General features: G+C 66.0%; 25 protein-coding genes. 2 read left to right on the forward strand and 23 right to left on the reverse strand.

The window, feature by feature from the left end:
• Positions 1-12: 12 nt before the first annotated feature.
• The 10 genes from hfq to ndk all read right to left on the reverse strand — a co-directional run bounded on the left by hfq (position 13) and on the right by ndk (position 9,425).
• Positions 13-249, reverse strand: coding sequence for an RNA chaperone Hfq (gene hfq, locus IB268_RS30385; RefSeq protein WP_006218585.1), 237 nt, complete (start codon positions 247-249; stop codon positions 13-15).
• A gap of 156 nt (positions 250-405) precedes the next feature.
• Positions 406-1,479 (reverse strand): histidinol-phosphate transaminase, encoded by a 1,074-nt coding sequence (gene hisC / locus IB268_RS30390; RefSeq protein ID WP_192355287.1) that lies wholly within the window; start codon positions 1,477-1,479, stop codon positions 406-408.
• Between the two features lie 3 nt (positions 1,480-1,482).
• Positions 1,483-2,835 (reverse strand): ribosome biogenesis GTPase Der, encoded by a 1,353-nt coding sequence (gene der, locus IB268_RS30395; protein WP_054458654.1) that lies wholly within the window; start codon positions 2,833-2,835, stop codon positions 1,483-1,485.
• Positions 2,836-2,860: 25 nt separating this feature from the next.
• Positions 2,861-4,018 carry an outer membrane protein assembly factor BamB gene (bamB, locus tag IB268_RS30400; RefSeq protein WP_054458655.1) on the reverse strand — a complete coding sequence of 386 codons (1,158 nt, stop codon included), beginning with the start codon at positions 4,016-4,018 and terminating at the stop codon, positions 2,861-2,863.
• 5 nt (positions 4,019-4,023) lie between these two features.
• On the reverse strand, positions 4,024-4,662 hold the full coding sequence (locus tag IB268_RS30405) for a tetratricopeptide repeat protein (protein WP_054458657.1): 639 nt from the start codon (positions 4,660-4,662) through the stop codon (positions 4,024-4,026).
• A gap of 3 nt (positions 4,663-4,665) precedes the next feature.
• On the reverse strand, positions 4,666-5,952 hold the full coding sequence (hisS, locus tag IB268_RS30410; protein ID WP_119450758.1) for a histidine--tRNA ligase: 1,287 nt from the start codon (positions 5,950-5,952) through the stop codon (positions 4,666-4,668).
• A 54-nt stretch (positions 5,953-6,006) separates the two neighbouring features.
• On the reverse strand, positions 6,007-7,293 hold the full coding sequence (gene ispG / locus IB268_RS30415) for a flavodoxin-dependent (E)-4-hydroxy-3-methylbut-2-enyl-diphosphate synthase (RefSeq protein WP_054458661.1): 1,287 nt from the start codon (positions 7,291-7,293) through the stop codon (positions 6,007-6,009).
• A gap of 16 nt (positions 7,294-7,309) precedes the next feature.
• Positions 7,310-7,804: a helix-turn-helix transcriptional regulator gene (locus IB268_RS30420; RefSeq protein WP_054458663.1), complete on the reverse strand. Its 495-nt coding sequence runs from the start codon at positions 7,802-7,804 to the stop codon at positions 7,310-7,312.
• Complete coding sequence (gene rlmN, locus IB268_RS30425) at positions 7,801-8,955, reverse strand: 23S rRNA (adenine(2503)-C(2))-methyltransferase RlmN (protein ID WP_054458665.1); 1,155 nt, start codon at positions 8,953-8,955, stop codon at positions 7,801-7,803. Before rlmN ends, IB268_RS30420 begins: the two co-directional genes overlap by 4 nt.
• Positions 8,956-8,999: 44 nt before the next feature.
• Entirely contained in the window at positions 9,000-9,425 is a 426-nt protein-coding gene (ndk, locus tag IB268_RS30430; RefSeq protein WP_006393972.1) for a nucleoside-diphosphate kinase, read from the reverse strand.
• A gap of 341 nt (positions 9,426-9,766) precedes the next feature.
• Here ndk and IB268_RS30435 point away from each other — a divergent pair, with 341 nt between their 5' ends.
• Complete coding sequence (locus IB268_RS30435) at positions 9,767-12,661, forward strand: valine--tRNA ligase (RefSeq protein ID WP_054458667.1); 2,895 nt, start codon at positions 9,767-9,769, stop codon at positions 12,659-12,661.
• Positions 12,662-12,737: 76 nt separating this feature from the next.
• Here IB268_RS30435 and trmD read toward each other — a convergent pair whose 3' ends face one another.
• From trmD to rpsP, 3 genes are all read right to left on the reverse strand, one after another.
• Positions 12,738-13,562, reverse strand: coding sequence for a tRNA (guanosine(37)-N1)-methyltransferase TrmD (gene trmD, locus IB268_RS30440; RefSeq protein ID WP_192355288.1), 825 nt, complete (start codon positions 13,560-13,562; stop codon positions 12,738-12,740).
• A complete protein-coding gene (gene rimM / locus IB268_RS30445) occupies positions 13,562-14,179 on the reverse strand; it encodes a ribosome maturation factor RimM (protein ID WP_054458671.1) in 618 nt (205 codons plus the stop codon). The genes trmD and rimM overlap by 1 nt, the downstream gene beginning before the upstream one ends.
• Before the next feature lie 89 nt (positions 14,180-14,268).
• Entirely contained in the window at positions 14,269-14,529 is a 261-nt protein-coding gene (rpsP, locus tag IB268_RS30450) for a 30S ribosomal protein S16 (RefSeq protein WP_054458672.1), read from the reverse strand.
• Between the two features lie 423 nt (positions 14,530-14,952).
• Here rpsP and IB268_RS30455 point away from each other — a divergent pair, with 423 nt between their 5' ends.
• Positions 14,953-15,534, forward strand: coding sequence for a hypothetical protein (locus tag IB268_RS30455; RefSeq protein WP_192355289.1), 582 nt, complete (start codon positions 14,953-14,955; stop codon positions 15,532-15,534).
• A gap of 71 nt (positions 15,535-15,605) precedes the next feature.
• Here the strand turns inward: IB268_RS30455 and IB268_RS30460 are convergent, their stop codons facing one another.
• The 10 genes from IB268_RS30460 to IB268_RS30505 all read right to left on the reverse strand — a co-directional run.
• On the reverse strand, positions 15,606-15,875 hold the full coding sequence (locus IB268_RS30460; RefSeq protein ID WP_119450750.1) for a sulfurtransferase TusA family protein: 270 nt from the start codon (positions 15,873-15,875) through the stop codon (positions 15,606-15,608).
• Positions 15,875-18,499, reverse strand: coding sequence for an alanine--tRNA ligase (alaS, locus tag IB268_RS30465; protein ID WP_054458677.1), 2,625 nt, complete (start codon positions 18,497-18,499; stop codon positions 15,875-15,877). Before alaS ends, IB268_RS30460 begins: the two co-directional genes overlap by 1 nt.
• An 81-nt stretch (positions 18,500-18,580) precedes the next feature.
• Entirely contained in the window at positions 18,581-19,591 is a 1,011-nt protein-coding gene (locus tag IB268_RS30470; protein ID WP_370540045.1) for a prepilin, read from the reverse strand.
• A 44-nt stretch (positions 19,592-19,635) separates the two neighbouring features.
• Positions 19,636-20,256, reverse strand: a complete 621-nt coding sequence (locus IB268_RS30475; protein WP_054458681.1) for a type 4 pilus major pilin — start codon at positions 20,254-20,256, stop codon at positions 19,636-19,638.
• Between the two features lie 61 nt (positions 20,257-20,317).
• Positions 20,318-21,454, reverse strand: coding sequence for a hypothetical protein (locus tag IB268_RS30480; RefSeq protein WP_054458682.1), 1,137 nt, complete (start codon positions 21,452-21,454; stop codon positions 20,318-20,320).
• Complete coding sequence (locus IB268_RS30485) at positions 21,447-23,198, reverse strand: ATPase, T2SS/T4P/T4SS family (RefSeq protein ID WP_192355291.1); 1,752 nt, start codon at positions 23,196-23,198, stop codon at positions 21,447-21,449. The genes IB268_RS30480 and IB268_RS30485 overlap by 8 nt, the downstream gene beginning before the upstream one ends.
• A complete protein-coding gene (locus IB268_RS30490) occupies positions 23,195-23,692 on the reverse strand; it encodes a hypothetical protein (protein ID WP_054458686.1) in 498 nt (165 codons plus the stop codon). Before IB268_RS30490 ends, IB268_RS30485 begins: the two co-directional genes overlap by 4 nt.
• Positions 23,679-25,001: a hypothetical protein gene (locus tag IB268_RS30495; protein WP_225591537.1), complete on the reverse strand. Its 1,323-nt coding sequence runs from the start codon at positions 24,999-25,001 to the stop codon at positions 23,679-23,681. Before IB268_RS30495 ends, IB268_RS30490 begins: the two co-directional genes overlap by 14 nt.
• A 2-nt stretch (positions 25,002-25,003) precedes the next feature.
• Positions 25,004-26,590 carry a type II secretion system protein GspD gene (locus IB268_RS30500; protein ID WP_119450754.1) on the reverse strand — a complete coding sequence of 529 codons (1,587 nt, stop codon included), beginning with the start codon at positions 26,588-26,590 and terminating at the stop codon, positions 25,004-25,006.
• The coding region (locus tag IB268_RS30505; protein ID WP_192355292.1) for a toxin co-regulated pilus biosynthesis Q family protein at positions 26,587-26,940 on the reverse strand (354 nt) is incomplete at its 5' end. The genes IB268_RS30505 and IB268_RS30500, both read right to left, overlap by 4 nt.

The raw sequence follows: 26,940 nt of genomic DNA on the forward strand, positions 1-26,940 counted from the left end.
GCTGGAGCGAGATTACTCAGCAGGGACTTCCACCTGGAAATTCACGGCGCGCGCGGGGACGACGGTCGAAATGGCGTGCTTGTAGACCATTTGCGTGACCGTATTGCGCAGCAGCACCACGTACTGGTCGAAGGATTCGATTTGCCCTTGAAGCTTGATGCCGTTCACCAAGTAGATCGACACGGGCACATGGTCCTTGCGCAGCGTGTTCAGGAACGGATCTTGCAGAGTTTGCCCTTTATTGCTCATTGGCCAGGCTCCATTTGTTTGTTATTGAGTGGTGGCGTACTTCTGTACTGGTGGGGTACGCCGAAACTTGTACTCTACAGGGTTTTCCCGGCCCGTGCTACTTGGGCAGGAAGCAAAAGTGACACCAGAGTTTTCCGACTGGAAAGCTGCTGCCGCTCAAGCCTGCAGGACCTCCGCAAGCGCCTTCAACAGCAGTTCGCACTGCTCGTCGGTGCCCACGGTAATTCGCAAAAATTGATCGATGCGTTCATGGCGGAAATGACGCACGATGATGCTGCGCTCGCGCAAGGCGGCAGCCAGACCGGCGGCATCCTTGTTGGGGTGCCGTGCGAACACGAAGTTCGCGGCCGAGGGCAGCACCTCGAAGCCCAGGGACTGCAGCCCCTCCGTCATCCGCGAACGGGTGTCGATCACGGCCTGGCGGGTGCGTTCAAAGTACTCCACGTCTTCCAGGGCCGCCACAGCTCCCGCGGAGGCAAGGCGGTCGATGGGGTAGGAGTTGAAACTGTTCTTTACACGCTCAAGCCCGTCGATGAGTTCGGCGCTGCCTACGGCAAAACCGACGCGCAAGCCCGCCAGCGAGCGCGACTTGGACAGCGTCTGCACCACCAGCAGATTGTCGTAGCGGTCCACCAAAGGAATGACGGACTCTCCGCCAAAATCCACGTAGGCCTCATCCACCACGACGACTGCGTCGGGATTGCCGGCCACGATGCGCTCGACCTCCGCCGCGCTGAGGGCGCGGCCGGTGGGCGCATTGGGATTCGGGAAGATGATGGCGCCCGCCTGCCCCTTGGCGCCGGGCAGATAGTCTTCGACTGCGATGCTGAAATCGGCCGTCAGCGGCATCGTTTCGTACTGGATGCCGTACAGGCCGCAATAGACCGGATAGAAGCTGTAGGTAATGTCCGGAAAGCGCAGCGGGCGTTCATGCTTGAGCAACGCCAGGAAGACATGCGCCAGCACTTCGTCGGAGCCGTTGCCCACGAAGACCTGGCCGGGCTGCACACCGACCGTGCCGGCGATGGCCTGCCGCAGGCGGTCGGACGAAGGGTCCGGATAGAGCTTAAGGGTGTCGTCGCAGGCCGAGCGGATCGCGTCGAGCACCCTGGGCGACGGGCCGTAAGGATGCTCGTTGGTGTTCAACTTGACCAGATTCTGAAGCTTGGGCTGCTCGCCCGGAACATACGGACTGAGCGTCCCGACCACGGGACTCCAGAAGCGGCTCATGGATCAGCTTTCCTGCGTGTAGGGGTTGTGCGAAGACTTGAATTCGATGCGCAGCGGCGTACCGGCCAGGTCGAACGCATTGCGGAAGCGCGTTTCCAGGTAGCGGCGATAGGAGTCCGGAATGGCGTCCAGCGCATTGCCGTGGATGACGACCAGCGGCGGGTTCTGACCGCCCTGGTGCGCATAGCGCATCTTGGGACGGAAGATACCCTTGCGGGGCGGCTGCTGCTGTTCGACAGCGATCTGCAGCTCGCGCGTCAGCTTGGGCGTGGACAGCTTGGCGAACGCCGCGGCGTGCGCCGCGTTGATCGACTTGAGCAAGGGCTTCACGCCCTGCCCGCGCAGCGCCGAAATGGTGTGCATGCGCGCGAACGACAGGAAGCGCAGCTTGCGCTGGAATTCGCGTTCGATGCGTTCCTTGGCTTCGCCGTCCAGGCCATCCCATTTGTTGATGGCCACGACCACGGCGCGGCCCGTTTCCAGCACGAAGCCTGCAATGTGCGCATCCTGCTCGGAGATCTCGGTCTGCGCGTCCAGCATCAGCAGCACGACGTTGCTGGCCTCGATGGCCTGCAGCGTCTTGATGACGGAGAACTTCTCGACCGCCTCGAATACCTTGCCGCGCTTGCGCAGGCCTGCGGTATCGATCAGCGTGTAGCGGCGGCCGTCGCGCTCGAAGTCGATCTCGATGGCGTCGCGGGTCGTGCCCGGCATGTCGAACGCGATCACGCGCTCTTCGCCCATCAGGGTATTGATGAGCGTGGACTTGCCCACGTTGGGACGGCCGACGATGGCCAGCTTGATGCGGTGATCGTGCTCAGCCTCTTCGAATGCGTCTTCCTCGGCGGGCGGCTCGGCCAGGTCCTGGAGCGCCAGCTCGATCAGGTCGACGATGCCATCGCCGTGCGCCGCGGAAATCGGATAAGGCTGACCCAGCCCGAGCTCATGGAACTCGGAAATGGCGCCGCTGGCGCCCATGCCTTCCGCCTTGTTCACCGCCAGCAACACGCGCTGCTGCCCGGACTTGCGCAGCAGCTGGGCGATTTCGTGGTCATGGGCATTGATGCCCGCACGGGCATCAACCAGGAACACCACGACATCGGCCTCGGCGATGGCCTGCCGGGTCTGGCGGGCCATCTCCAGCAGGATGCCGTCCTTGGCGACGGGCTCGAAACCACCGGTATCGATGACGATGAAGGGGATCTCGCCTACCCTGCCCTCGCCGTAATGGCGATCGCGGGTCAGGCCGGAGTAATCGGCCACCAGCGCGGCGCGCGATCGCGTCAGGCGGTTGAATAGGGTCGACTTCCCCACATTGGGGCGGCCGACCAGGGCGACGACAGGCTTGAAAGACACGGTGTAAGGCTTTGTTCTATAGGTTTTAGTTGGCGCCGATCAGGACGAGGTTGCCATTACCCGTCTGGACCAGCACACCTTGGGAAGTAGTCTGCGGCGGCGAAACCACTGGACCACCGCCCACCGACAGGCGCGCCATCAGGCTGCCGTCGCTGCGCGACAGGAAATGCACGTAGCCGTCCAGGTCGCCCACTGCCAACGCACCGCCGAGCATGGCGGGCGCGGTGACCTGGCGGTTCTTCAAGGCCGCCTGCTTCCAGACGTTGCCGCCATTATCCAGCGCAAAAGCGTTGATCACGCTGTTCTGGTCCGCCGCATAGGCGAAGCGCTCGTCCAGCGACAGGCCGCTGACGCTGGAGAAGTCCTTGGCCCACATCGGGCGGCCGCCGGCCGTGACGTCGAAGCAGACGATACGTCCCTGGTAGGCCACGCCGCAAAGCAGATTGCCCGCGATACGGGGCGCACCGACCACGTCGGTCAGGCGCTCCAGGTCGCTGGCGCCGCGCGGCGTCGCCACGGTGCCTTCCCATTGCACGTTACCACTATTGGAGGCAATGGCCATCAGTTTGCCGCCCGGCAGGCCGGTAATGACCAGGCCTTCGGCCAGGACCATCTGCGACACGCTGCGCAGAGCCAGCGAGGGGCCGGGACGCTGCACGTTCCAGACGCGTTCGCCGCTGTTGGCGTCGAAGGCCTGGATGCGGTAGTCGCCGCTGCGGACCACGACGATGCCATAGCCCACGACGGGCGGAATGGTCACGTCGCTGGTGGCACGAACCTTCCACTTCACCTTGCCGGTGTCGTCAAAGGCAATGACGTCGCCGTTCGGCGAGGCCACAGCGGTGGTGGTGCCATCGCTGCCGGCGCCGGCGGACAACTTGCCGTCGACACTGGCCTTCCAGATGGCACGGCCGCTTTGCAGGTCGAATTTGCCGACCGAACCATCGGGCGTGGCGGCGTAGATGGCGTCGCCCAACACCGTGGGTGCAAAGCCCAGTCCGGAACCGCTGCCGACCGAGACGCTCCAGACCTGGCGCACGGACATGCCGGCCTTGTATTCGGTCAGGGGCGCGGGATCGTAGCGGCCGTCATCATGGGAGAACATGCCGCATCCGCCCAGGGCGAGCAAGCCCGCCAGGCAAACGGCGCCACGCCACGTACGGCCAGGTGCAAATTTACGCATTACAGTCACGCTCCGCTCAGGGCATCCAGTTTCAGTTGCACAACCTGGGTCAAGGGATTTGCCGTACCCAGGCCATCGATGGCGCTTTGCCAGGCGGCGCGCGCTTCCTCGCGCTTGCCCTGCGCGGCGAGGATATCGCCGCGGCGATCCGCGTACAAGGCGGCGAAGGCTGCCGGCGGGTTGTTCAGCTGCGCCAGGGCGGCATCGTATTGCTTCTGGTCCAGCAGCATGCCGGCCAGGCGCAGGCGCGCCACCGACTGCATGGACGGGTTCTTGCCCTGGGCAGCCAGCCATTCCAGCTGCTCGCGGGCGCCGGCGTCATCCTTTTGGGCCTGCAGCGCCTGGGCCGCCACCAGCGCGCCGCGCGCGGCGTAGCCGGTGGACGGATACTGCTCGCGCAGCGTGGCCGCGGCGGTCTTGATGCGGACCGAGGAATCGGCGCCACCCAGGCGCGCCGCGTCTTCCAGCGCTTCGAAGTAGCCCATGGCCTGGTTGGCGCGGTGCGATTGGTAGGCCTTCCAGCCCCACCAGCCGCCCCAGGCCAGCGCCACCGCCGCCACCAGCGTGACCACCAGGGTGCCGTAGCGCGCCCACCACGCCTTGATTGCGTCGAGTTTTTCCTGTTCTTCGAGATCGTATGCCATGCATTAACCCTTGTTATTCAATACGTCGGCCAATCCCGCCAACGGGACTTGCTGTTGGGCCGATTCGCCCTGCGCCTCGGCGCGCAGGAACTTGACGCTGGCCGTCTGCGCAGCCACTTCGTCGGCGCCAAGAATAACCGCAACACGGGCGCCGCTGGCATCGGCGCGCTTGAATTGCGACTTGAAGCTTGCGGGACCCGCATGCACGATGACCGACAGGCCGGCATCGCGCAGGTCTTCACCGACCCGGGCGGCCAGGCGCTGCGCCTCTTCGCCTTGGTGCACGACGTAGACGTCGCACTCGGCCGGCTGTTCCACCTGCACGCTCTGCTCCCAAAGGTCCAGCAGGCGCTCCATGCCGATCGCAAAGCCCACCGCGGGCGCGGGCTTGCCGCCCAGCAGCTCGATCAGGCCGTCGTAGCGGCCGCCGCCGCACACGGTGCCCTGGGACCCGAGGCGGTCGGTGACCCACTCGAACACCGTGAGGTTGTAGTAGTCCAGCCCGCGCACCAGGCGCGGATTCAGGCGATATTCGATACCGGCGTCGGCCAGGCGCTGGCACACGCCGTCGAAGTGCGCGCGCGACTCCTCGCCCAGGAAGTCGAACAGGCGCGGCGCGCTGTCGGCCATTTCCTGCATGGCGGGGTTCTTGGTGTCGAGGACGCGCAGCGGGTTGCTGTACATGCGGCGCTGGCCGTCTTCGTCCAGGATGTCGCGGTGCTTTTCCAGGTGCTCGATCAGGGCGGCGCGGTGAGCGGCACGCTCGGCCGGCTGGCCCAGCGAATTCAGCTCCAGGCGCACGTCGGTCAGGCCCAGCAGCTTCCAGAGGCGGGCCAGCATGACGATGAGTTCGGCGTCCACGTCGGGACCGGCAAAGCCCAGGGCCTCGACGTCGATCTGGTGGAACTGGCGGTAGCGGCCGCGCTGTGGGCGCTCGTGGCGGAACACGGGGCCGATGGAATAGACGCGCTGCGGGCGGTCATAGAGCAGGTTGTGCTCGATGGACGCGCGCACGATGCCCGCGGTCATTTCCGGACGCATGGTCAGCGATTCGCCGTTGAGCGCATCGGTGAAGGTGTACATCTCTTTTTCGACGATATCGGTCACTTCGCCGATGCCGCGCGCGAACAGGCGCGTATGCTCAAGCACGGGCGTACGCACATTGCGATAGCCGTAGCCGCGCAGCCAGCCGCGCACGATTTCCTCGAATTGCTCCCAGCGGGCGCTGGCCCCTGGCAACAGATCATTCATGCCGCGTATGGCGGCGACTTTCTGGAAAGCTTGAGTCATCTTGATCATGCCGCATCGCGCGCCGGCAAGCGCGCTAGCAGCCACACCCTTACTTTAGTGAGAGGCAGGCGCGCCATAGCGGCGCGCGACGTAGTCTTCGACAATGGCCTGGAACTCTTCGGCAATATGGTCGCCCTTGAGCGTGACCGTGCGTTCGCCGTCGACGAACACCGGCGCCGCCGGCACTTCGCCAGTGCCGGGCAGGCTGATGCCGATATCGGCATGGCGGCTTTCGCCCGGCCCGTTGACCACACAGCCCATGACCGCGACGTTCATGCTTTCGACGCCGGGATACTGGGCGCGCCAGAGCGGCATCTGGCGACGCAGGTAGGTCTGGATGCTGTCGGCCAGTTCCTGGAAGAACGTGCTGCTGGTACGGCCGCAGCCGGGGCAGGCGACGACCATGGGCGTGAACGCGCGCAGACCCATGGTCTGCAGGATTTCCTGCGCCACGATCGCTTCGCGGCTGCGGTCGCCGCCGGGTTCGGGCGTGAGCGAGATGCGGATGGTGTCGCCGATGCCCTGCTGCAGCAGCACGGCCAGCGCGGCGGTGGAGGCCACGATGCCCTTGCTGCCCATGCCGGCTTCGGTCAGGCCCAGATGCAGCGGGTAGTCGCAACGCGCGGACAGGTCGCGATAGACCGCGATCAGGTCCTGCACGTGGCTGACCTTGCAGGACAGGATGATCGCGTCGCGCCGCAGACCAAGCTCTTCGGCGCGCTGTGCGTTGCTGATGGCGGACACCACCAAGGCATCGCGCATCACGGCCTGCGCTTCCCACGGTTGGGCGCGCAGGTTGTTCTCGTCCATCTTGCGCGCCATCAGTTCGTGATCCAGGCTGCCCCAGTTCACGCCGATACGCACCGGCTTGTCGTAGCGGCAGGCCACTTCGATCATCTGCGCGAAGTTGTCGTCGCGGCGCTTGCCCCCGCCCATGTTGCCGGGGTTGATACGGTACTTGGACAGCGCTTGCGCGCATTCCGGGAACTGGGTCAGCAGCTTGTGGCCGTTGTAGTGGAAATCGCCCACCAGCGGCACGTTCACGCCCATGCGGTCGAGCTGTTCGCGGATGGCGATGACTTCACGCGCGGCTTCAGGGGTGTTCACCGTGATCCGCACCAGCTCGGAGCCGGCCTGGGCCAGCTCCTTGACCTGGATGGCGGTGGCAATGGCGTCCGCCGTGTCGGTGTTGGTCATGGACTGGACCACGACCGGGGCGTCGCCGCCGATCTTCACGACACGGTCGCCCCACTTCACCGCCACCGAACGCGTGGCGCGGCGCTCAGCCGCCCCCACGGAGGGAGGCGGGGCATCCTGGCAAGGCAGAGAGGATTCTTGCATCGGTGGAACCGGGTTGTTACTTGGTCGACTTCGGCAGCCAGTCCGACGGCAGCCAGTGCTGCGGCAGCCAGCCTTGCCAGAAGGCATACGCCACGCCGGCGGCCAGCACCAGCACGATGGCAATGAGCCAGCCCCAGGAGGTCGAGGACGAACGGTCGTCGTCGGCGCCGGACTGGGGAATGGAATGCGCCGAATGCAGCGCGCCCGGGCTGAGCTTCACCGGGCCGGTGACGCGCGCCTTGGGGTCGAGCGAATCGACGATGGTTTGCGAGTCCGCGCCCAGCAGACGCGCATAGTTGCGTACCAGGCCGCGCAGCGAAACGCCGGTGGGCAGGTTGGCCCACTGCTCGTTTTCCAGGGCTTCGATCTGCTTCGTGGAAAACTTGATGCGGCTGGACACTTCGTCGAGCGACCAGCCCTTGGACTGGCGCAGCGCGCGCAATGCCGAGCCGATGCCTCCCGCAGCGCCTGCGGGCGTTTCTGAAACTGCCGAAGCGAAATCCTGCGTCATGCGTGCACCTGTTTAATTGGTATGGTCTGGCGCTGTGCGGCGTTCCGTTCGGTGATCCGGGTACGGTCGCGCACTTCTCCGGCCAGTTGGCCACAGGCCGCATCGATATCGTCACCCCGGGTCTTGCGGACGGTGGTGATGATGCCGGCGTCCATCAGACGCTGCGCAAACACCTTCACCCGCGCCGAGTTCGAGCGCTTCAGGCCGGACTCGGGAAAGGGATTGAACGGGATCAGATTGAGCTTGCAGCGCAGCTGGCGTGCAATTTGGATCAGTTCCTTGGCGTGCTGGTCGGTATCGTTGATGCCGTCCAGCATGCAGTATTCAAAAGTGATGAAGTCGCGCGGGGCGAACGCCAGATAACGTTCGCAGGCCGCCAGCAACTCCTTCAGCGGATATTTCTTGTTCAGCGGCACCAGCTCGTCGCGCAGCGCATCGTTCGGCGCATGCAGGGACACGGCCAGGGCCACGGGACAGTCCTGCGACAGGCGGTCCATCATGGGGACCACGCCGGAGGTGGATACGGTGACGCGGCGGCGCGACAGGCCATAGGCGTTGTCGTCCAGCATCAGGCGCAAGGCGGGCAGGACCTGGTCGTAGTTGAGCAGGGGTTCGCCCATGCCCATCATGACCACGTTGCTGATGACGCGGGTGTCCTCGGTGGCGCGGGCGCTTTCCAGGCGGGCGGTGCCGATGTCGGCCTCCAGCACGCGCTTGGCCCACCACAGCTGGCCGATGATCTCGCTGGTCTTCAGGTTGCGGTTGAAGCCTTGGTGCCCGGTCGAGCAGAAGCGGCAGTTCACCACGCATCCGGCCTGGCTGGAAATGCATAGCGTGCCGCGGTCGTCCTCGGGAATGAAGACAGTCTCGATGGCATTGCCCTGTCCCACGTCGAACAGCCACTTGCGGGTGCCGTCGGTCGAGCGCTGCTCGATGTTGACGGGCAAAGCCTCGATGCGGCAATGCTGCGCAAGCTGGCCGCGGAATTCGCGGGCCAGGTCGGTCATGGCGTCGAACGAATCGGCGCCGCGCTGGTGCATCCAGCGCTGCAACTGGCGGGCCCGAAACGGCTTGCCGCCCCACTTTCCGACCAGTTCGGACAGGGCGGAGCCGTCAAGCCCCAGCAGATTGATTCGTTCGACGGATTCCATGACCTGGGTAAAACTCAAAAGCTAGAACAGATGTTCCGCGAGAATCAACGGCTGTGGATGTTGATTTCGGGGAAGAAGAAAGCGACTTCGACAGCGGCCGTTTCCGGAGCGTCCGAGCCGTGCACGGCGTTGGCGTCGATGCTGTCGGCGAAGTCGGCGCGGATGGTGCCAGGAGCCGCCTTCTTGGGGTCGGTGGCGCCCATCAGGTCGCGGTTCTTCAGGATGGCGTCTTCACCTTCCAGCACTTGCACGAACACCGGGCCGGAGATCATGAAGTCGACCAGGTCCTTGAAGAAGGGGCGTTCCTTGTGCACGGCGTAGAAACGCTCGGCGTCGGCGCGCGACAGCTGGGCCAGGCGGGCGGCGATGACCTTCAGGCCGGCTTGTTCGAAACGGCCGACGATCTGGCCGATGACGTTCTTGGCGACGGCGTCGGGCTTGATGATCGAGAGGGTGCGTTGAATGGACATAAGAACTCCAAAAACTGATTTCTGACTTGGTTTCTGTGAATTGCCTGGCGTGGATCTGCGCTTGTCGGTGTCACCCTTGAAGCGTCATCGCGCTGTTGGCGCACGGGACGGTCCGAAACGAATGCATGTTTCGGGCCGTCCCGAACCACTGGTCCAAGGCAGGGATTCGACACTGCCTACCTGTCGGACTCACCCGGAATCCTCAATGAATTCAGGGACTTCTAAAAGGTTTACAGTAACCCGGTATTCTAACACGCTGAGAAGACCGCATTACATCTTAAAATGTGCGGTTTGCCGCCCGCGTCCCTAGCCCGGGCGCCCCTGTTTGCCGGAACCCTGCAATGACTCAAGCTGCTCCCCCGAACGCCGCGAACGCCGCGAGCGATACCCAGGAACTCTCCAAGAGCTTCGAACCCTCCGCGCTGGAATCCCGCTGGTACGCCGAGTGGGACAAGCGTGGGTACTTCCAGGCGGGCCAGCATGTAAAAACGGGGACCGAAAGCCAGCCCTACGTCATCCAGTTCCCGCCGCCCAACGTGACGGGCACCCTGCACATGGGCCACGCCTTCAACCAGACCATCATGGACGGCCTGGTGCGCTACCACCGCATGCTGGGCGACGACACCGTATTCATCCCCGGCACCGACCACGCCGGCATCGCCACGCAGATCGTGGTTGAAAGACAGCTGGACGCCGAGAAGGTTTCCCGCCACGACCTCGGCCGCGAGAAATTCGTGGAAAAAGTGTGGGAATGGAAGGAAAAATCCGGCAACGCGATCACCAGCCAGGTCCGCCGCCTGGGCGCTTCGGCCGACTGGCCGCGCGAGTACTTCACCATGGACGACCGCATGTCGCGCGGCGTGGTGGAAACCTTCGTGCGCCTGCATAAACAGGGACTGATCTACCGCGGCAAGCGCCTGGTCAACTGGGATCCGAAGCTGCTGACGGCCGTATCCGACCTGGAAGTGGTTTCCGAGGAAACCGACGGCCACATGTGGCACATCCTTTACCCCTTCGTCGATGGTCCGCAAACCATCGTCGACAAGGACGGCCAGACCGTCACGCTGCGCGGCCTGACCATCGCGACCACCCGCCCGGAGACCATGCTGGCCGACGGCGCGCTGTGCGTGCACCCCGAAGACCCGCGCTACAAGCACCTGGTCGGCAAGCTTGTCGAACTGCCGCTGTGCGACCGCAACATTCCCATCATCGCCGATGATTTCGTCGACCCCGAGTTCGGCACGGGCTGCGTGAAGATCACTGGCGCCCACGACTTCAACGACTACGCCTGCGCGCTGCGCCACGATCTGCCCATGATCGTGATCTTCACGCTGGATGCCCACATCAACGAGAACGGCCCCGCGCAGTTCCAGGGCATGGAGCGCTACGTGGCCCGCAAGGCCGTGGTCGCGCAACTGGAAGCCGAAGGCTATCTGGTCAAGGTCGAGGCGCATAAGATGATGCAGCCCAAGGGCGACCGCACCGGCGTCGTGCTGGAGCCGATGCTGACGGACCAGTGGTTCGTGGCGATGAGCAAGCCCGCCCCCGAAGGCACGCTGAATCCGGGCAAGAGCATTACCGAGGTTGCACTGGAAGTCGTGGCCGACGGCCGCATCCAGTTCTATCCGGACAACTGGACCACCATCTACAACCAGTGGCTCAACAACATCCAGGACTGGTGCATTTCGCGCCAGCTCTGGTGGGGCCACCAGATTCCGGCCTGGTACTCGGAAGACGGCCAGGTCTTCGTCGCGCACGACGAAGCCGAAGCCACGGCGCAGGCCCGCGCGGCCGGCGTGACTGGCGAGCTCAAGCGCGACCCGGACGTGCTGGACACCTGGTTCTCGTCGGGCCTGGTTCCCTTCACCACGCTGGGCTGGCCGGAAAACACGCCGGACCTGCAGCGTTACCTGCCGTCCAGCGTGCTGGTCACGGGCTTTGACATCATCTTCTTCTGGGTGGCGCGCATGGTGATGCTGACCACCCACCTGACCGGCCACATCCCGTTCAAGCACGTCTACGTGCACGGCCTGATCCGCGACGCGGACGGCCAGAAGATGAGCAAATCCAAGGGCAACACGCTGGATCCGGTCGACCTGATCGACGGCATCGACCTGGACGGCCTGGTGGTCAAGCGCACCTACGGCCTGATGAATCCGAAGCAGGCCGGCGCCATCGAGAAGGCCACCCGCCGCCAGTATCCGGACGGCATCCCGGCCTTCGGCACCGACGCGCTGCGCTTCACCATGGCGGCTTACGCCACGCTGGGTCGCAACATCAACTTCGACCTGAAGCGCTGCGAGGGCTACCGCAACTTCTGCAACAAGCTGTGGAACGCCACGCGCTTCGTGCTGATGAACACCGAAGGCCACGACCTGACTGGCCCGGAAACCGGCGAAACATCCTTTGTGGACCGCTGGATCGTCAGCCAGCTGCAGGCGCTGGAAGCCGACGTGGCGCGCGGCTTTGCCGACTACCGCTTCGACAACATCGCCAATTCGCTTTACCGCTACGTGTGGGACGAGTACTGCGACTGGTATCTGGAACTGGCCAAGGTCCAGATCCAGACCGGCACGCCGGCCCAGCAACTGGGCACGCGCCGCACGCTGATCCGCGTCCTGGAAGGCGTGCTGCGCCTGGCGCACCCGATCATTCCGTTCATCACGGAAGAGCTCTGGCAAAAGGTGTCGCTGGTGGCCGGCAAGCGCAAGGAAGGCGTCGCCGACAGCGTCAGCGTCCAGCCCTACCCGCAGGCCAACCCCGCCGCGATCGACACCGCCGCCGAAGCCGACGTGGCCGAACTGAAGGCGCAGGTCGAAGCCGTGCGTGCGCTGCGCGGCGAAATGAACCTGTCGCCCGCCCAGAAGGTGCCGCTGTGCGCGCAGGGCGATGCCCCCACCCTCACCCGCAACGCGCCATACCTGGCCGCGCTGGCCAAACTGAGCCAGGTCGAGGTGCTCGACGCCCTGCCCGACGCCGGCGCGCCGGTCCAGGTCGTGGGCGGCAGCCGCCTGATGTTGCACGTCGAAATCGACGTAGCAGCGGAACGCGTGCGCCTGGACAAGGAAATCGCGCGCCTGGAAGGCGAAATCGCCAAGGCCAACGGCAAGCTGTCGAACGCCAGCTTCGTCGAACGTGCGCCGGCGGCCGTGGTCGAACAGGAAAAGGCGCGCATGGCGCAGTTCGGCGAAACCCTGGACAAGGTGCGTGAACAGCGCGCCAAGCTGGGCAACTAAGCCCCATCCCAGCACTGGGAACAAAAAACCCCGGAACATTGTTCCGGGGTTTTTTATTTCATCCGAAAAAGAAGCGTCAGGAAGTCGCGGGCGGCTTGGGCCGGGATGGCCGGCGCCGCTTGGCTGGTTCCGGCAGCGGCTTGCCCGCCAGCTCGGCCAGATAACGCTCGTCGGCCAGGGTGAGCGCCCCTTTTGCGCGAGCAGCCTCGATCAATTCAGGACGCCGCGCCGCGGTCAACTCCAGCGAACGCTCACGCCGCCAGCGGGCGATGTTCGCGTGATGCCCGCTAAGCAAGGGCCCGGGCACGGGCTCGCCTTCGTAAACTTCGGGGCGCGTGTAGTGCGGACTGTCCAGCAGGCCAGACAAGGCGTCGTTGAACGAATCCTGCAGCGCGGACTCGCCATCGTTGAGCACGCCGGGCAACAGCCGCACGGCGGCGTCGATCACGGCGAGCGCGGCGATCTCTCCGCCAGACAGCACGAAATCGCCCAGCGAGATTTCCTGCGTGACGCAGCGCGCAATGAAGCGCTGGTCCACGCCTTCGTAGCGGCCGCAAATGAGGATGAGCCCCTCGCTTGCCGCCAGGGATTCGGCGCCCGCCTGATCGTAGCGCCGGCCGACCGGAGCCAGCAGCGCGACAGGGGCGCGACCCAGGCCTAGCGCGGCGCGCGCGTCCTGGGCGGCGTTGACGGCGGCTTCCAGAGGCCCCGCCATCATCACCATGCCGGGGCCGCCGCCGTAGGGGCGGTCGTCCACGGTACGGTGCACGTCGTGCGTGAAATCACGGGGATTCCAGGCATGCAGGGACCACCGGCCCTGGGCATGCGCCCGGCCGGTGACACCCAGGTCCCGCACTACCCCGAACATTTCGGGAAAGAGCGTAACGACGTCTATACGCATCAAATATCCGCCGGCCAGTCGCTGTCTATGCGGCGAGCTGACAGATCGACGGCGTGTATGTGCGCGCGCACGAACGGAACAAGCATTTCGGCGGGCCGGCCCTTGGCGTTCAGGACGGGCTCGGGGCCTTCAGCCCCAGCCTTCTGGCGCAAGACCCTCAGCACGGCATGAGCGCCGTTGTCGAGAACCTCGTCGACCACGCCCAAGAGCGCAGGCTCACCGTCGGCGCTGGTGTACAGCGCGCAACCGATGAGATCGACCCAGTAGTATTCGTCTTCCTCTGGCGCAGGGAAGGATCCCCGCGGCGCCTGCACGGAACAACCGCGCAGGGCTTCGGCCTGATCGCGATCCGCAATGCCCGCCAACTGGGCCACCACGGTGGCCCCTTGCGAACGGACTTGCACGACCTTGTATGCGACAGGCGCAGACGCGACAACGCCCCGCGCCAATTCAGGCACAGGGCGAGTCAACCACCATTGAGATGCTGAGAGCAGCACTTCGGCATTGGCCGAATGCGGCTGCACTTTGACCCAGCCTTTCACACCGTAGGCTGCACTGATGCGGCCCAGCTCGATCAAATCCGTCGGCGCCGCGTTGGAGGTTGCGGCATCAGGCATGTATCGTGCTCTTGGTAACTATGAAGCAGCTATGAATGGCAGCTTTTAAAGCGCGGTAAAGCTCAGGGCTTGGTCTGCGACGCGGGCAATTAAGCCGCGGCGGAAACCTTGGCCGAGTATTCTTTGACCAGACGCTCGACAGCGGGCGACAGTTGGGCGCCGTTGCTGGTCCAGTGCTGCACGCGATCCAGCGCAATGCGCAGGGCTTCCGTGCCTTCGCTGGCTACGGGGTTGTAGAAACCCACGCGCTCGATGAAACGGCCGTCGCGACGGTTACGCGAATCGGTGGCCACCAGGTTGTAAAACGGACGCTTCTTGGACCCACCGCGGGCCAGGCGAATCACCACCATAGGTAATCCCTTGAATTAGTTGTGAAAAACGGGAAATTCTAGCACTTAAACAGGCCGGCTGGCAAATGGCAGTGCTGAATTGTGCGTAGCGGCGCGATTTGTATCCTAAAACACCACATCCGGGTATTCTACAAACACGGGCCGGGGCCCGCGCCGCAGTTCGAAGTGTAGCCGCCCTGCCCCTCTCTTGCTTGTCTTAGTGCGTCAGAACTCAGTGCGTGTGAAGAAATAACCCGATTGAGGAGATCGGTTTTATGTCGACCTACGCAAGACCCCGCGCTTTGATCTTCCCTGCCGCCTGTCCACGGCGCCGCCACCGCACCGGCTTCAAACCATCCCCCTGAGGGCGGCCTTTCGGCCACCTGCTCCCCCATTTTTTCGGCGTTTTTTCCCCAACTTCCTCTAACCGGAGGGTGCACCACCATGAAGAACCAGAAATCAGTCTTCCCCCCTGTTGCGCGCCTGGCCCTGGCGGGCTTGCTGGCGGGTGCGTTGGCCATGCCGCTTGCCGCCTCGGCCCGAGTCGTGGGCGCCGCCCTGACGACCGCCTCCGGCAAGGTCACCGCAGTGGATCCGGCCACCCGGACCATCACGCTGCAAGGCGAAAACGGCAATAGCGTGGACATCCAGGCTGGCCCCAATGTCCGCAACTTCCAGCAGATCAAGCCTGGCGACACGCTGACCCTCGACTACTACGAGTCGGTGGCTGTGGACGTCCGCCCGGCCGGGTCCGGCATTCCGGAAGTGAAGACCGAAACCGCGGCAACCCGCAACGCCAAGGGAGCCATGCCCGGCGGCGCAGCCGGGCGTCAGACCACCATCACCGCCGAAATCTGGCACATCAACAAGAGCGCCAACCTGGTGACATTGAAGGGACCGCAAGGGGGCATGCGCACCATCCAGGTCCAGGATCCCGCCTTGCAGGCGCGCCTGCAGCAATTGAAGGAAGGCGATCTGGTGGACTTCACGATCACCCGGGCTGTCGCCGCCGCCATCCGCAAGTAATCGGCACTCTCCCCATGCGAAAGGCCCGCCTTGCGGCGGGCCTTTCGCATGGGGAGTACTGCTGGCTACGGTCAGCGCCGCCGCAGGAAATGCACTCCGCGGCCGTCGACCTCCTGTTGTGCGACCAGCGCATTGCCCGTCTGGCGAGCAAAGGCCTGGAAGTCGCGGATTGCGTTGCGATCCGTGGTGATGACGCGCAGCACTTCGCCGCTGGCCATCTGCGCCAAGGCCTTCTTGGCGCGCAGGATGGGCAGCGGGCAGGTCAAGCCGCTGGCATCGACTTCCTGCTCGAAGGACGGCGCCTGCGCGCCGCCATCAAGACTGGTATCCGCGCCGCTCATCACAGACGCTCGTCCACCCATTTCTGCACGCTGGCGATCGCCGCGGGCAAGGCCGCCAGGTCGGTGCCGCCGCCCATGGCCATGTCCGGACGGCCGCCACCCTTGCCGCCCACCTGGGCCGCCACGAAACCAACCAGGTCGCCCGCCTTGACACGGCCGGTCAGGTCGGCGGTGACGCCGCCCACCACGCTGATCTTGCCGTCGGCCGAACCCGTGGCCAGCAGCACGACCGCGGGCTTCAGGCGGTCCTTGAGGTTGTCGACCATGCCGCGCAAGGCCTTGGGGTCCACATCGCCGATGCTGGCAGCCAGGACCTTGATGCCCTTGACCTCAACCGCGGCGCTGGTCGCCAGGTCGTTGCCGGCGCTGGCGGCAAGCTTGTTGCGCGACTGTTCCAGATCCTTTTCAAGGCTCTTGACCTGTTCCTGCACCTGCGCGATGCGCGCCGGCAGATCCGCCGGCGTGCTACGCAGCATGCCGGCAACCTGGGTCAGCAAGGCATTCTGGTTCTGCACCCAGGCCAGCGCGTTGTCGCCGGTGATGGCTTCGACGCGGCGCACGCCCGCGGCCACGCCGCCTTCGGACACGATCTTGAACAGGCCGATGTCGCCCGTGCGGCTGACGTGCGTGCCACCGCAGAGTTCGCGCGAGAAGCCGATATCGAGCACGCGGACGGTGTCGCCGTATTTTTCGCCGAACAGCGCCATGGCGCCGCCCTTGACCGCGTCGTCATAGCCCATGACCTGCGCCACGGTAGGCTGGTTGGCCAGGATCTCGGCGTTGACGATGGCTTCGACGCGCGCGATCTGCTCGGCCGTCAGCGGGGCGTCCTGGGCGAAGTCGAAGCGGGTCTTGTCCGGATCCACCAGCGAACCGCGCTGCTGCACGTGCGCGCCCAGCACCTGGCGCAGCGCCTTGTGCATCAGATGGGTGGCCGAGTGGTTGCGCACGGTGCGGGCGCGGCGGACGGCGTCCACGCGGGCAAGCAGCGTATCGCCCACGGACAGCGTGCCGGACTCCAGCTCGCCGTGATGGCCGAAAACGCCGGCCTGGATCTTCAGGGTGTCGGCCACGGCGAAACGCACGCCGTCGGCTTCCAGCAGGCCGGTGTCCCCAACCTGCCCACCCGACTCCGCGTAGAACGGCGTGGCGTCCAGCACGACGACCGCGCTCTGGCCCGCCTTGACCTGCTGCACCTGCGTGCCGTCGACGTACAGGGCCGTGACCTTGACGCCATCCAGCTCGAGCTTTTCGTAGCCTTCGAAGCGCGTGTCCGCGCCTTCGTAGCTCAAGCCTTCGGCCATCTTGAACTTGCCGGCGGCGCGCGCCTGGTCGCGCTGGCGCTCCATGGCGACCTCGAAGCCGGCCATGTCCACATCCACTTCGCGTTCACGGCAGATGTCGGCCGTCAGGTCCACCGGGAAGCCGTAGGTGTCATACAGCGTGAACAGGGTCGTGCCGTCCAGCTGACCGCCCTTGGGCACGTTGGCCAGGGCCGAATCGAGGATGCGCATGCCGTGTTCCAGCGTTTCGCCGAAGCGCTCTTCTTCCTGCTTGAGCACCTGGGCGACGCGGTCGGCCGTGGCCGCCAGTTCCGGATAGGCCTCGCCCATTTCGGCGACCAGGTCCGGCACCAGGCGATGGAAGAACGGCTTGGTCTGGCCCAGCTTGTAGCCGTGGCGCAGCGCGCGGCGGACGATGCGGCGCAGCACATAGCCGCGGCCTTCGTTGCTGGGAATCACGCCGTCGACGATCAGGAACGAGCAGGCGCGGATGTGGTCGGCGATGACCTTGAGCGAATTGTCTTCCAGGTTCTTGATGCCGGTTTCGCGCGCAGCGGCGGCGATCAAGTGCTGGAACAGATCGATTTCGTAGTTGGAATGCACGCCTTGCAGCACGGCGGCGATGCGTTCCAGGCCCATGCCGGTATCAACACAGGGACGCGGCAGGCGCGGCATATTGCCGGCGGCATCGCGTTCGAACTGCATGAAAACCAGGTTCCAGATCTCGATGTAGCGGTCGCCGTCTTCCTCGGGCGATCCCGGGGGGCCGCCCCAGATTTCAGGACCGTGGTCATAGAAGATTTCCGAGCACGGGCCGCAAGGACCGGTGTCCGCCATCTGCCAGAAGTTGTCCGAGGCGTAGCGCGCGCCCTTGTTGTCGCCGATGCGGATGATGCGCTCGGTCGGCACGCCGACTTCCTTGGCCCAGATGTCGTAGGCTTCGTCGTCTTCCTGGTAGACGGTGACCCAGAGCTTCTCGGCGGGCAGCTTGTAGACCTGGGTCAACAGCTCCCAGGCGTACTGGATGGCGTCGCGCTTGAAGTAGTCGCCGAAGCTGAAATTGCCCAGCATTTCGAAGAACGTATGGTGGCGGGCGGTGTAGCCCACGTTCTCCAGGTCATTGTGCTTGCCGCCGGCGCGCACGCTGCGCTGCGACGACGTGGCGCGCGTATAGGACCGCGATTCCTTGCCCGTGAAGACGTCCTTGAACTGGACCATGCCCGAATTGGTGAAGAGCAAGGTCGGGTCGTTGCCGGGGACGAGCGACGACGAGGGAACAATGGTGTGTCCCTTGGACTTGAAGAATTGCAGAAACTGCTGGCGAATCTCGGAGGATTTCATCGTGGGCGAAGCAGAATTTAGGCGAATTTTTGATTATAGAGGGTTGGCGGGCATCCCAGGAAAAGAGGCCGCACGGCAGCCTCAGCGCACGCAGACGTAACCTGTGGTCCGGCCCATCGCCTCGTTCCAGTCGTCCCGCCCGGAAACTGCCACGGGCGTATAGCCGCCAGGGCAGGAGCAAGCGCCGGTGCGGGGATTCACTGTGGAACGGTTGCAACCAAACGGGAAATTGAGGCTGAACGCCCCGCCGAAGCCGCCGCTTGCCGGCGCCCAGACCTGGGACTGGCAGGTCAGCAGTTCCCCCTGTGCCGAGGTGGCTATGGTGCCGGACGAGACGCCACATGACTGCCCCACGCTGGCGCGAGCGCCGACCGTCAGATAGGAGCCGACCTGCGCCGAGGATGCAACGCTCAGTTCACCCTGCAGCTGCGGATCGCGCGTATCCCGTATCCGGACATAGCGCTCCAGATCCGGCCCGCCGGTCCCGGCTCCCGCCCACAGGGCGAGCGTGCCCGGCGCATAGGCCGGCCCGCCGGACGCCAGGGGATTGGCGAAACTGAATGCCGCGCCGCGCACCAGACCCGGCGTCGCCGGCCACACCGCCCCGGCGTAGCCGCCAGCGGCATCGATCACGGCGGCGATGGCGGTCAGATCCGGCGTTTGCGTCCCCGTTTTGATCAGAGGCGTGGCGCTGTAGACCAGTCCGTCCATCCGGCAAGGTTCGCCAGGGCACGCCTGCGAGCGCGCGATCCGGATCTGAGCCGAGAAGCCCAGGGCGGAACGGTCGGGAAAATCGGCGGGCAACAGCCCCAGTCCGCGCAATTCACCCACGGTGGGCGCCAGTGGATCCGCGAACAGCGGACTCCCCTGTTCGCTGCGGGGCACGTCTCCTTGGGCGAGGATGGTGGAGTGCCGCGCCAGCACCGCCGTTACCGCCAGGCGGATCTGCGTCAGCCATACGCCGGCGGCACGGGCAGCGGCATCCTCGATCCGCTGCACCACCTGGCCTGAGGCCCAGATGGCCGCCATGGCGCTCAAGGCCAGCGCCACCACCAAGCCCGGCAACGAAAAGCCGCGTTGTCGCAACCGCACGGTGACACGCTGCGATCGAGCAGCCGGGATACGCGCGAGCCGGCTCATTTTGCGAGGAACACAAAGGTGTTGACGTCGCCCGGGCTGCATTGGGCCTGAGCCAAGGCCGCGCGGTAGGGCACGCTGGGCGTCGCGAACGCGTCCTTCACGACCCGGAGGCCGCCTCCCCCGCCGCCTATCGAGATGGTCTCGGACATCCGCTGCAGCACCGAGGCGAGCGACGGGCATGCTGCCTGGCTGACGTTGGTCAGCTTGATGGAGAATGCGGAACCCTGCCCCGCGCTGCCGAACGAGGCGGCGGCGACCTCGACCACCCCATTGCCTCCGACGCCGCTGCCGCCCAAGCCATGGGCAATGCGCGCCGCGCCCCCTGTCCCGTCGACGGCCAGGACGCTGGATTCCCGCAGCGCATTGGCCATGGCGCCCGTGTCCAGACCGGCATAGGGCGTGACCCCGCCGCCTTGCGCATTGGTCTTCATGCTGGCGATGAAACGCTGCAATTCCTCGCCCACTTTGGGAACCTTGTTCTCCACGACATAGGCGCCAATGGCCGGAATGCCAACGATCGCGATCAACAGGACGATGGCGGTGACGATGGACACCTCCATCAATGAAAAGCCCCGCTGCCGCTTGGCGCGTAATGGGATTGCGTGGACTTGGTGCATGCTTGCTCTCCTCGTGAAAAAAGCACGCAGGCGGATAAGCGCCGCATGCCTGATGCAGCCCCTATTGGCTTGCATAGAAATTGGTCAACGCCTGGCGCAGTTCGTCGATCACGGCGTAATGCCAGAGCGTGATGCCCAGCACGCCGGCCACGGACGTGAGCAGCAATGCCCAGCGCAACACCGACGCTTGACGACGCACCCGCGCCAGCAGGCGCGACTCGACGCGCAGCCGCACCTGCGCAAGCCCGGCCTCCATGCCCAGAGCGTCCATCATGTCGGCCATGTACCACCAGGTATCCGCGTCCAGCAGCCCCGTGCCGAAAATCTCCGGCCCCGTCTGGCCGCCGTCTATCCGTCCCAGCATGTCCAGCAGATGCGCATGCATCCAGGGAACCGTATCCCGGGCCTGCACGGCCAGGGCTCGCCTGAGACGGGTGTCGGCCGCGCCGTGCTGCCTGACCAGCACGGCCAGCAACGCAAGAAAGCGGATGGCGTGGAAATCGCGGTAGAGCCTCCAGAGCAGCCAGCGGTCCAGCCGCGACCGCGCAGCGCCCGTGTAGCGCGGCAGCGACCACAGGCACAGCAAGGCCAGGCCCAACAACAGCACCAGCCACAGGGCCAGCCATTGCCTCAGGCCTTGGGACAGCGCGAACAGCGCGCGGGTCATGCGGCCGTACTCCTCCGCCGGCACGGCCTGGAACACCTGCTGCAAGCGCGGCACGCTGAAAAAAGGAATGGCGCACAGCAAGGCGAATGCGACGGCTGCCGCCGCAAGGCCCGCCGCCGCGGCCGAGACCAGCGCCAGCCACGCATCCGACGCCAGCCGTACAGCCCTTGCCACGTCCCGCAACGCGGCGGACAGATCGCCGCCTTCTTCCTGCACGCAGCTGAGCAGCACGCATTCACTGGACGGCAGCGTGTCCGTCCAGGCCACGCCCAGATCGCCGCCGGCCTCCAGATACATGCCCGCCCAATGCCTCGACAGCCGGCCGCGCACGGTATCCTCGCCATGACGGCGCGCATCGTCCTCGAAGACGTCGCGCAAATTCTTACGGCCCTGCGTTCCTTCGACCAGGTCGGCCAGATACTCGTAGTAGTCCGCTCGCCCCGCACGAAAGCGCAGCGCGTCCAGGCGCAGCGACAGCGTGCGACCCGAAGGCAGGCCGAGGAAGGGTCGCGCCAACAGCGGCTCAGCCATGGCCGCCCCCGCCGGGTCCAGCGCTCTGCGCAGGCAAGACTGCTGGAAAGTCGAAGCGGCGCAGCAGCACGCGGGGATCGACCTCGCCACGGCTGACCTTGTACAGGGCGCAGTCCCGCGCTAGCGCGCCGCGCGCGGCCTCGCTGCGCCAGGCGGTGGGCCCGGCAGCCTCGGCCTGGCGCTTGAGCCCCACGTTATCGCGCGTACGCACCCGCTCAAGAAAGCCGTCGACGCGCTCGGGCTCGAGCATTTCCGCCGCCACGCTACGGCCTGCGATGCCGTTCAACTCAGGCAATTGCGGGCGCCTGCAAGCGCTGCAACCTGCGGCATTCCTGACCCGGAGCGCGTCAGGATCCAGCAGGAACTCATGCTGCAGCCGTTTCAACCATGCCTGCCATTCGGGACGTTTACCGCTCCCGGCGGATCTGGACCACAGACTGTCCACGGGCAGCGAGCAATGGCTGCACAAGCGCGGCAGCAAGGTCTGGTAGACCAGCAACTTGAGGATGCCTGGCGTAGCCAGAAAATCGCGCGACACGCCGATCGAATCCGACGCCAGGCGTTCGGGTATCAGCACGGCGCCCGCGGCGTGGGTGGTGGTGTACAGGCTGACGCCCGAGCCGGCCAGATCCATGAACGCACGGCCGGTATCGGCGTCCCGGATCTCTCCGATCAGCAGATCGTTCATCGCCGAGCGCTTGATGGTCTTGAGCTTGGCGTCGAACGCGGGCCAGGCGGATTCGGCCAGAGCGCCTCCCAGGGTATTCTGCAAGGCGTTGTCGATGACGTATTCGACCGGATCTTCCAGCGTGATGGCCTTGCGCGTGGGCGCGATGCCCCGCATCAGCGTCGCGATGGTGGTTGACTTGCCGGAGCCAACCACGCCCGCCAGCACGATGGCCCCGCCCTCGCGTTCGCGCGCCCGCGCCAGCGTTTCGACCTGCGTGGGCAGATAGCCCAACGCGAGGAGATCGGCGTTGGCGGTCGCGTCCAGCCGCAAGATGCGCAAGCAGACCGAGGGTCCGGCATCGGCGGCCAACGAGGCCCAGCGCAGCACGATAGGCACGCCATCAATGTCCAGCCCGATGCGCCCTTGCTGCTCCAGCGCAGGGTCGAACACCGCGCCGTTGCCTCCCCTGACATCCATCCAGGCCACCGCCAGGACCTCCAGCAGCGTCGCATTGGACAGGCCCGCAAAGCGTTCCGTACTGACGTATTCCCCACCGATGGTGTAGCGGATCTCGCAGGCAGCGCGCCGCCGGTTGACGTTGATGTGCACGTCGCTCGCTCCTTGCGCCACGCCCCAGCGCACGATATCCAGGAACATTGCGGCGAGGGCCGAGGCGCGCTCTTCCTGCCGCTCCTTGCCGCGCCCGGCGCACGCTGGCTCCGCCAGCTGACCGCGTGCGATCATCAGCAGCAGCGGCGCGGGCAACTGATAGCGCGACACTTGCGCCAGCCGGTAGCCGCGCGCCCGCACCATGCGCTCGACCTCTTCGATCTGGTCGCCCTCCGTGTAGTCCTTGACCGCGAACACGGCGACCTCGCCGTTTTCGAGCAACACGGGGCACAGCCTGCCCGCGAGCGCCGCAAGGTCGAAATCGCGCCCCAGCGCACGCGCGAACGCGGGCTGCAGACGGGCGATGTCGTCGGCTGTTTGAAGCTGAGGCGGCTCCCAAGCCGCCGCCGTGGAAAGCGCCACCGCGCGATGCGCCGCGACGGACGGCAAGGCATGCACAGTCATGGCCGTCCCCTGCCCGCATCGACGCAGGCGGTGCGTTCGGTATCGCCGCGGCGCAGCCTTACGCAACTGTCGTCGATGGCCAGCAGCTGATAGGCGCGGCCATCGACAGCTCCCGCGACGGGTTCGCCCCTGCCCGCCTGGTAGCGGAGCACGGCGCCATTGACGGCGATATCGGCGCTCAAGCGGCGCGCGAGGCCGAAGATCGCCATCACCCGGATATCGTCCGATGCCCTGGCGGGCGGCGTCGCCAGCGCCACGGACTCGGGTCCGGGACGGCACAGGCCGGGGACGCGGCAGTCCGCCAGGGCGGCCGCAGCATCCGCGCGCAGCAAGGCGCGCACGGTTTCCGTCTCTGGCCAGGGCCGCGGTTCGTCGGCGCTTTGCGGTGACGGTTGGCCATGAGCGGCCGGAACCAAGGCGGCCGACAAGAGCAGACGCCCGATGAATCCTGCCGCGGGATTCGGGCGCGTGGCGGCGCCCCTATTCCTGTTCATAAAGTTCTCCCTGTAGTTCGGCTACCAGCGTGCTGGAAACCAATGTGGGCCGGGGTTGCGCCTGGATGTCCAGCGACAGGCGGGACCATCTGGCCGCCGCGACGGCACCGTCCAGAAGCGCGAAGGAACGCAGCGGCCCCCGCAAGGTGATGGCGCGACTGCGAATGGCAGGTTGCAACGGCATCGGGGCGTCGATTTGACCCGCGACGGGTTGAGACTGCACGGGCAACGGCAGCGGCAACGCGGCCGCGAGGATCACCGACGTAAACGCCGCCCGCATGCGTTGCAGCGCAGCGATCAGCCCGGTATCGACCTGCAGCGATGAGGGCAGCGCCAGGTCCGCCAGCATCACCGGCGAGGACGCCATGCGCCATGACAGCGTGGCTTCTTCCAGCGGCTGGAATGTCACCTGCCAGCCTGCGGGCCGCAGCGCGTGCAGCACATCGTTGGCCGCCTGCGGGTGCGCCCTGATATAGACCGCGGAGCAGTTCCACGCCTGCTCCCCGGCAAGGCAGCGCGCGCGGCTCAGCGCCCAACCGCGCACCTGTATGGGCAGCTTGCCGACGCCGTCCAGCAAGCGTGCAACTTCGGCAGGAGCGTGGGCCACAGTGTTTTGCAGCAGGGTCAGATGCGGATCCCGCGGCGACGGGAGGTCCTGCGCAGCGGCCGAATCGGGCGATGCGCGGTCCGGTCTCAGCGCGGGCAGAGCGTCCCATATGGGCGGAGCGACAGCGGCAAGCGCGACGCAGGCCGGGAACAAGCGGAACGCGAGCGGCAGTTCAGCCCAGCGCGAGGACAAGATGACCAACTGCGCGGCCGGGTCCGCCGCCTGCATCAGCAAGGCCCAGGCCTCCTCGGCGTCCCGCGCCTGCAACGCGGGGCGCCGGGCGCACAACAACGCCTGTTCACGCAAGGCTTCGTCGAGCGTGGCGTATACCCTGTCCGCCTGCGACAGCACGGTGCCGCGCTGCGCCGCCACCAGCCAATGCCCGCCGCCCGGCAGGCTGATCAGGCTATGGCCTCCGTCCGGATACAACAAGGCGTACAACTGCGCGGCAGCCTGGATGTGCCCCTGCCTGCGCCGCCCCGCCCGCGGACCGCTGCGCCACGATGAGCGCACGCGGCCATAGCCGGCCACCATGGCCGGCGCCCCGCCCACGACATAGTGGCTGGCCCGCAGGCGGCGCCCGCGCGAACGGGCCAGCGCGGGAATGTTGGAGCCGATCAGGGCGAACCAGCGCAGGCCGAATGCCAGGCTGCGGCCAGTATCTGGAACCTCAAGCAACAAGGTGGGAGGGACGCGTTCCATGCCTAGTACCCTTCCTCGACCTGGGCGGTTACCAGTACCAGGGTCGTCGTGCGTTCCGAGGCGGCGCTGTCCAGGCCGCCAGTAATGAGCGGCAGACTCGGCGCAAGCCGTTGGCGGTCATGCTGTTCCTGGCCGCGGTCGAAACCGGAAACGATGATGGGCTGGCCGGGGCGCAGCTCGACCTGCTGCACCGTGCCGTTGCCGTCGATCGTGACCTGCTGGACCTGCACCTGGTTGCCGCGCTCGCCGAACGTGATGGTCTTCAAGGGCTGGGCAACCGCGTTGTCGTAGGCCAGCGACAACAGGATCTGGCCGTCCTCCTGGATGTCCGGCAACAGCGTCAGGAACGAACCTACTGTTTCTTCCTTTTGGCTGATGGATACCGCGGGCAGCGTACCGTTGGCGCCCCCCGCCGTGGTGCCTGGGACCGCAGTGCTCTGCACCCGGTCGATGTAGCTGAATGTCGTTCTTACCGCATGCGTAACTGGACGACGATTCAGGGTCAGGATGGGCACCTTGTTGTGCCGCACGACCGCGCCCATGGTGCTGAGCGCGGAGATGATGGCCTGAGAGCCTTGGTATGGCCCCCGGGCCGCAGAAGCCTCCAGGCTGCCCCCGCCCGATCCGGCGCCAGGCACCGCCAACCGCGCCGCCGCTCCCGCCGCGGCGTAGACGATGTTCCAGTCGATGCCGCCCGAAACGGCGTCGTTGGCAACGACCGTGATTTCCTCGAACACCAGCCGCACCCGACGGGTCAGCGCCTTGTTCTCGCGCTCGAGGTAGCGGGCGACGCGCTCGAGCGCTTCGGGCGTATCCGTGACGACAATCGAAGTGGAGCCCTCGACCGCTTCGGCGACCACGCCGGAACGTGTGAGGAACGGCACGATGTTGGCGCGCAGGACGGCCATCGCGTCATGCTGTCCCGCCGATAGGGAGGTATTGGACGTGCTCTCGAAGCCTTCGCCCTCGGGGCTGCCTTCGCGGCCCAGGCGCACGTCCACTTTGCTGCTCAGCGACAGCGCGCGCAAATCAAACACGCGAGTCTCGGTGCGGTAGAACTCGAGCGCGTTGTGCTCGTAGCGCCAATGCACCGAGAAGCGCGCGGCCAGCGTGTCGAGCAAGTCGGCCAGCGGCTGCGCGCCCGCGCGGATCTCCAGGCTGGCGGGGGCCGGCACGGACAATGCGCCATTGACGGCCAGCCGGGGCAGGAACAACTCCAGCGGCAGCAAGGCGTCGGGGCGCACTCGCACTGCAATGCCGGTGGCGGCGCTCAGGCGCTGGGCCAGCATCGGCAGATCGGCGTCGTCGGCCAGTATCAAGGTTGTCCGCAGGTTCTCGCGCAATGCGGGCGGCAGCGCCACTTCTCGCGCCAGCGGCTGCGGTTTGCCGGCAAGCCAAGGCATGGCGACATCCTGGGCCGCGACGCGCTTGGCGCGATCCGACAATCCTTCGGTGAAGGCCTGATGGCTGGCGGCCACCTGGGCTTGACGCGCGTTCGCCGCGCGGCGCTGGTCCGCAACCTGCTGCGACACCGCGCAGCCGCCCAATACTCCGCAGGCCGCCGCACTCAAGAACAGTTTGCGCATCATGTCGCGGCCCCTCCTGGCGCAGCCATGCGCGTGCAGGACTGTGCCAATGGCACCACGCGCAGGACCCGGTTGCCGTAGAAGCATGGCTGCAGGGGCCTTTCGGCGAGTTCCGTGGCGCCCAGCAGTTCGCGCACGGCCGACTTGAAGTCGCCGGAGAATTCGGCCGTTGCCGACAAGGGAATGTCCACGTCCACGGCCCAGTGCTGCGGCTGGAAGGTCCAGCCCGCCAGATCCGACCAGCGCGCCAGCACGGCACGCAGCGTGGCGTCCGGCGGCGCCGCGCGGTAGACGGGCTGCGGCGCTGAGACCGGCGCCGATGCGACGCCGGCGGCCGGGGCCGACGCAACGCC

Origin of the sequence: Achromobacter sp. ACM01, assembly GCF_014851745.1 — a bacterium.
Taxonomy (GTDB): domain Bacteria; phylum Pseudomonadota; class Gammaproteobacteria; order Burkholderiales; family Burkholderiaceae_B; genus Achromobacter; species Achromobacter aegrifaciens.